Source organism: Nonomuraea sp. NPDC049784 (assembly GCF_040659615.1).
GTDB lineage: Bacteria > Actinomycetota > Actinomycetes > Streptosporangiales > Streptosporangiaceae > Nonomuraea.
Genome location: NZ_JBFAMX010001148.1, coordinates 1 through 1,673, shown reverse-complemented (window position 1 = coordinate 1,673; position 1,673 = coordinate 1). Strand labels below are relative to the sequence as shown.

Below are 1,673 nucleotides of genomic sequence, written 5' to 3'. Positions count from 1 at the left end.
CGCTGCGGCCCGCGGTCGCGGGCAACGTGCTCGCCGTCGACGGCGAGGGCTACTGCTTCAGGCACGCGCTGATCCGCGAGGCGCTCCACGACGACCTGCTGCCCGGCGAGCACACCCGCCTGCACACCCGCTTCGCCGAGGCGCTGGAGCGCGACCTGTCGATCCTGCCCGCGCCGCGCGGCGCGATCGAGCTGGCCCACCACTGGCACTCCGCCCACGACTCCACCTGGGCGCTGGTCAGCGCGTGGCACGCGGCCGCCGTCGCCCGTAAGTCCACCGCGTACGACGAGCAGCTCCGGATGCTCTCCAGGGTGCTCGAGCTGTGGGACCAGGTGCCCGACGCCGCCGAGCGCATCGGCTGCGACAGGCTCGACGTGCTCCGGCAGACGGCCACGGTCGCCCACCTGGCGGGGGAGTACGAACGCGCCATCGCCCTGGCCGGCGCCGCCCTCACCGATCTCGACCGCGACGCCGACCCGATCAAGGCGGCCAAGCTGCTGCGCCAGCGCGGTCTGACCCGTTACGACCTCGGCCGCCCCGGTTTTCTCGACGACCTGCGTGAGGCGGCGGCGCTGGTCCCTTCCGACAAGCCGAACAGACTACGCGGCCAGATCCTGGAGACCCTGTCCCGCATGCTCCACGGGCGCGATGTCTGGTCCGAGCGGTTCGCCACGTCCCAGCTCGCGAAGGAGATCGGCCATGAGGTGGGCGACGCCAAGGTGGAGGCGCACGCGCTGATCAACCTCGCCTGGGCCCATTTCGGCTTTTCCGAGGTCGAGGCCCAGATGGAGGCGTTCGCGGAGGCACGCAGGATCGCCCACCGCGACGAGGTGGCGTACAACGTGTTGATGCGCTGCGCGATCTCGGAGTCCGACGCGCTGGAGGGGGCGGGGTGGCACGAGCGGGCCGCGCAGGTGGCCCGCGACGGGATCGAGGAGGCCGGGCTGTACGGCCTGGCGCGCACCTCGGGCACGTTCCTGTCGATCAACCTGGCCGAGCCGCTGGTGTCCCTCGGGAGATGGGACGAGGCGCTCGAGGTGATCGAGCACGCGCTCGACCTCGCACCGCCCGCGCCTTACCGGGCCAGCCTGCAGGGGTTCGCCACCGACATCGCGCTGGCGCGCGGGGAGCTCGATCGGGCGGAAGAGCTGCTGGGCTGGTCGCGGAGCGTGCTGTCTCGCGGCACCTTCCGCGATCAGACGGTCTTGCCGCATCTGTGCAGGGAGGTGCGGCTGCTCCAGGCGCGCGGGCAACTGGACGCGGCGATGCAGGCGGCTGCTCAGGCCATGGAGGAGCGCGACCTGCTGGAGAGTCCCCGTTACTCCTGGCCTGTGCTGATGACCGTCGCCTCCATGCTCGCCTCCGTAGTGCCGCAGCCCGGGCGCGCCGCGCCGCCTGGCCAGCTCGGCGCGTCACTCATGGCTCGGCTCCGGGAGCTGGGGCAGGAGCTCGAGACCGACGGCGATCTCCAGCAGGCGCACCGCCTGACGTTCACGGCGCTGATGGGTCCCGAGCAGCCGTTGGGCGACGGCGCCGTCGATCTGGCCGCGTGGCAGTTCAAGGCGTGGGACCTGGCGGTGAGTGCGTGGGCGGCGCTGCGGCAGCCGTACGCCGAGGCACAATGCCTGGTGGGCGCGGCTCAGGCGGCGCTGGCGTCCGGGGATCGGCAGGAG

Annotated in this window: 1 pseudogene; it reads left to right on the top strand. The window is 72.4% G+C overall.

Going from position 1 to position 1,673, the window contains the following annotated elements:
• Positions 1–1,673, top strand: a pseudogene (locus AB0J09_RS64190) (helix-turn-helix transcriptional regulator); the annotation flags it as partial.